Source organism: Spongiibacter sp. (assembly GCF_041602295.1).
GTDB lineage: Bacteria > Pseudomonadota > Gammaproteobacteria > Pseudomonadales > Spongiibacteraceae > Spongiibacter.
On sequence record NZ_JBFIGO010000161.1, the window covers coordinates 1 to 4,103 of the forward strand.

Consider the following 4,103-nt stretch of genomic DNA (forward strand, 5'->3'; position numbering starts at 1 on the left):
CACGCTGTGCTCGCCGAAGTGGAAGATGCTGGCGGCCAGTACCGCGTCGGCGCGGCCTTCGGTAACCCCTTCCACAAGGTGCTGCAGGGTGCCCACGCCGCCAGAGGCGATGACCGGCACGGAAACCGCGTCGGCCACGGCGCGGGTCAGGGCGAGGTCGTATCCGGCCTTGGTGCCGTCGCCGTCCATGCTGGTGAGCAGCACTTCGCCGGCGCCGAATTCGGTCATTTTGACCGCCCACTCCACCGCGTTGATGCCGGTGGGCTTGCGGCCGCCGTGGGTGAAGATTTCCCAGCGCGGGCTGCCGTCGGCATCGTCGGCCACGCGCTTGGCGTCGATGGCGATAACAATGCACTGCGAGCCAAAGCGCTCGGCGGCTTCGCGCACGAACTCGGGGTTGTGAATGGCGGCGGAGTTGATCGCCACTTTGTCGGCACCGGCGTTGAGCATGGTGCGAATGTCTTTGATTTCGCGAATGCCGCCACCGACGGTCAGCGGAATAAACACTTCGGCGGCGATTTGCTCCACGGTGTGTACGGTGGTTTCGCGGCCTTCGTGGGTGGCGGTAATGTCGAGAAAGGTGATCTCGTCGGCGCCCTGCTCGTTGTAGCGCTTGGCGATTTCTACCGGGTCACCGGCGTCGCGAATGCCGACGAAGTTCACGCCTTTTACCACGCGGCCTTTGTCCACATCCAGACAGGGAATAATGCGTTTTGCCAGTGCCATCGCTCTTACCTCTAAACTTTGTCGCGGCTTATTCGCCGTCGCAGTAACGCTGGGCTTCAGCCAGATCCAGCTCGCCTTCGTAAATGGCGCGGCCGGTAATGGCGCCCAAAATGCCGGCGTCGGCCACCGCCTTCAGCGCGCGGATGTCGTCCATATTGGTCACGCCGCCCGAGGCGATCACTTTCAGGCCCGAGGCGCGGGCCATGGCCACGGTGGCCTCGACGTTGACGCCCTGCATCATGCCGTCGCGGGCGATGTCGGTGTAAACAATCGACGACACGCCGTCCTGCTCGTAGCGCTTGGCCAGTTCGGTGGCCTGAATATTGGACACCTCGGCCCAGCCGTCGGTGGCCACTAGGCCGTTTTTGGCATCCAGACCGACAATCACCGCGCCGGGAAAGGCCTTGCAGGCCTCGGTAACAAAGGCGGGCTCTTTCACTGCCTTGGTGCCGATAATCACGTAGTTCACGCCGGCATCGAGGTATTGCTCGATGGTGGCCAGCGAGCGAATGCCGCCGCCAATTTGAATGGGCAGTTCGGGGTAGGCTTTGGCAATGGCCATCACCGCGTCGCCGTTGACCGGCTTGCCGTCAAAGGCGCCGTTCAGGTCGACCAGATGCAGGCGGCGGGCGCCCTGCTCTACCCAGCGCGCGGCCATTTCTACCGGGTCGCTGCCGTAGACGGTGGCATCGCCCATTTCACCCTGGCGCAGGCGCACGCAGTGGCCGTCTTTCAAATCGATCGCGGGAATCATCAACATAATATTAAAACCTGATAGCGCTTAGGATACGGGCCGGAAGATCGGCTGACCGCCGTCCCAGCGAAGAAAATTACTCAGCAGACGCAGTCCAGTTTCACCGCTTTTTTCCGGGTGGAACTGCACGGCAAACACGTTTTCGCAGCTCAGCGCGGCGTGAATCTCCACCCCGTACTGGGCGGTGGCGGCCACGTAGTCCGGCGCGTCGATGTAGTAGCTGTGCACAAAGTAGAAGCGGCTGTTGTCGGCAATGCCTTCCCACAGCGGGTGGTCGATGCGCTGGCTGACGGTGTTCCAGCCCATATGCGGCACCTTCAGGCGCTCGCCATCGGTGTCGCGCAGGTCTTTGCCAAAGAACTTCACCTGACCGGGCAGCACGTCGAGGCACTCCACCCCGCCGTTTTCTTCGCTGCTTTCCATCAGCGCCTGCATGCCCACGCAAATGCCCAGCATCGGCTTGCTAGCCGACACTTCCTGCACCACGTCGTCGAGGCCGCGGCTTTTCAGCTCGGCCATGCAGTCGCGAATGGCGCCGACACCGGGAAAGATAATGCGGTCGGCGGCAAAGATGGTGTCCGGGCAGTCAGTCACCTGCACGGTCACGCCGTCGCCCACTTTTTGCAGGGCGCTGGCCACCGAGTGCAAATTGCCCATGCCGTAATCAATCACCGCAACGGTAGATTTACTCATATCAGAAAAACCTTAAACAGCAGAGCCTTACAGGCAGCCCTTGGTCGACGGGGTAATACCCGCCATACGCTCGTCCACCGACAGCGCCATCCGCAGCGCGCGGCCAAAGGCCTTGAACACGGTTTCGGCCTGGTGGTGGGTATTGGTGCCGCGCAGGTTGTCGATATGCAGGGTCACTTTGGCGTGATTGATAAAGCCGTGGAAAAACTCGGAAAACAGGTCGACATCAAAGCCGCCGACGCTGGCGCGGGTATAGGGCACGTGGTATTCCAGGCCGGGGCGGCCAGAAAAGTCGATCACCACCCGCGACAGGGCCTCGTCCAGCGGCACATAGGCGTGGCCGTAACGATTGATGCCCTTTTTGTCGCCCACCGCCTCGGCAAAGGCCTGGCCGAGGGTAATACCGATGTCTTCCACCGTGTGGTGGTCGTCGATATGCAGATCGCCCTTGGCCTTCACTGCCAGATCGATCATGCCGTGGCGGGCGATCTGGTCCATCATGTGGTCGAGAAACGGCACGCCGGTCTCGAAGCTGGACTGGCCGGTGCCATCCAGATTCACACTGACGGTAATTTGTGTTTCCAGGGTGTTGCGGCTGATACTCGCCTTGCGCTCTGTCATCGACGTCTCTACTGAAGATTGCGTACAATAGACCATTATAAAAAATCCCGACCCGTATTACAGCCAGCAGAGTGCGGATAAATGCCTGTATATTCCGAATACATTGTCGAACCCTCAGCTCAGGACCGCCAAGACCTGGCAAAACTCTATGGCGACGAGGGCGACAAGCTGATTGCCGCCGCGCAAAAACACCAACTGCACTTGATTGGCGGCCGCTTTAACGGCGCGCTGATCGCCGCCCTGACCCTGACTCGCATTCACAACGGCGACTACCAGATGGCCCGCCTGACCGTGCGCGACATCACCCGCCGCCGCGGCGTGGCCCGCCAGCTGGTGATTCAGTGCCTGAAAGACCTGCCCGACGACCTGAGCAGCATCTGCGCCGACATTCGCAGCGCGCCGGAGCTGGCCAGCCTGCTCACCGAAATGCGCTTTGTCGACAACGGCGCCAACTGGCAGTGGCAGCGCCCGCCGCGTGACTGAGTCGAGCTTCAGCCAGCGCCTGCTCACCTGGTTTGACCAACACGGCCGCAAAGACCTGCCCTGGCAGCAAGACATCAACCCCTACCGGGTGTGGGTGTCGGAGATCATGCTGCAGCAGACCCAGGTAAATACCGTTATTCCCTATTACCAACGCTTTATGGCGCGCTTTCCCACTGTGCAGGCGCTAGCCAGCGCCGCGCCCGACGAGGTGTTGGCGCTGTGGACGGGACTGGGCTACTACGCCCGCGCCCGCAATCTGCACAAGGCCGCCAACACCATCGTCGACCAGCACGGCGGCAAATTCCCCCGCCAGCAGGACGATATTCAGGCGCTGGCCGGCATCGGCCGCTCCACCGCCGCCGCCATCGTCAGTATTGCCTGCGGCGGCAGCGCCGCGATATTAGACGGCAATGTCAAACGGGTACTCAGCCGCCACGACGCCGTCGCCGGCTGGCCCGGCAAGCGCGAGGTGGAACAGCAACTGTGGCAGCTGGCCGAGCGCTACACGCCCGCGCAGCGCGCCGCCGACTACACCCAGGCGATAATGGATCTGGGCGCCACCCTGTGCCGGCGCAGCAAACCCGACTGCGCACAATGCCCAGTGAGCGAAGACTGCAAGGCCAAGGCGATGGCTCGCCAAGCCGACTACCCGGGCAAAAAACCGCGCAAAGTGCTGCCGGTAAAAACCACCCAGATGCTGCTGATTCAAAACCCGGCCGGTGAAATCCTGCTGGAAAAACGCCCCGACAGCGGTATTTGGGGCGGACTGTGGAGCCTGCCGGAACTGGACAGCGACGGCGACATTGCCGACTACCTCGACCGCCAA

Annotated in this window: 6 protein-coding genes; 2 read left to right on the forward strand and 4 right to left on the reverse strand. The window is 62.1% G+C overall.

Annotated features, from left to right (window positions below; translation table 11 throughout):
- The 4 genes from hisF to hisB all read right to left on the reverse strand — a co-directional run.
- Positions 1-726: imidazole glycerol phosphate synthase subunit HisF (hisF, locus tag ABYM29_RS15050; RefSeq protein ID WP_372865610.1), on the reverse strand; the 726-nt coding region annotated here is incomplete at its 3' end.
- 28 nt (positions 727-754) lie between these two features.
- Entirely contained in the window at positions 755-1,486 is a 732-nt protein-coding gene (gene hisA, locus ABYM29_RS15055) for a 1-(5-phosphoribosyl)-5-[(5-phosphoribosylamino)methylideneamino]imidazole-4-carboxamide isomerase (protein ID WP_372865611.1), read from the reverse strand.
- A gap of 21 nt (positions 1,487-1,507) precedes the next feature.
- A complete protein-coding gene (hisH, locus tag ABYM29_RS15060; protein ID WP_372865612.1) occupies positions 1,508-2,173 on the reverse strand; it encodes an imidazole glycerol phosphate synthase subunit HisH in 666 nt (221 codons plus the stop codon).
- Positions 2,174-2,200: 27 nt separating this feature from the next.
- Entirely contained in the window at positions 2,201-2,794 is a 594-nt protein-coding gene (hisB, locus tag ABYM29_RS15065; RefSeq protein ID WP_372865613.1) for an imidazoleglycerol-phosphate dehydratase HisB, read from the reverse strand.
- 81 nt (positions 2,795-2,875) lie between these two features.
- Between hisB and ABYM29_RS15070 the strand changes: the two genes are divergently transcribed.
- Positions 2,876-3,277 (forward strand): acetyl-CoA sensor PanZ family protein, encoded by a 402-nt coding sequence (locus ABYM29_RS15070; RefSeq protein ID WP_372865614.1) that lies wholly within the window; start codon positions 2,876-2,878, stop codon positions 3,275-3,277.
- The coding region (gene mutY / locus ABYM29_RS15075) for an A/G-specific adenine glycosylase (RefSeq protein ID WP_372865615.1) at positions 3,270-4,103 on the forward strand (834 nt) is incomplete at its 3' end. The genes ABYM29_RS15070 and mutY, both read left to right, overlap by 8 nt.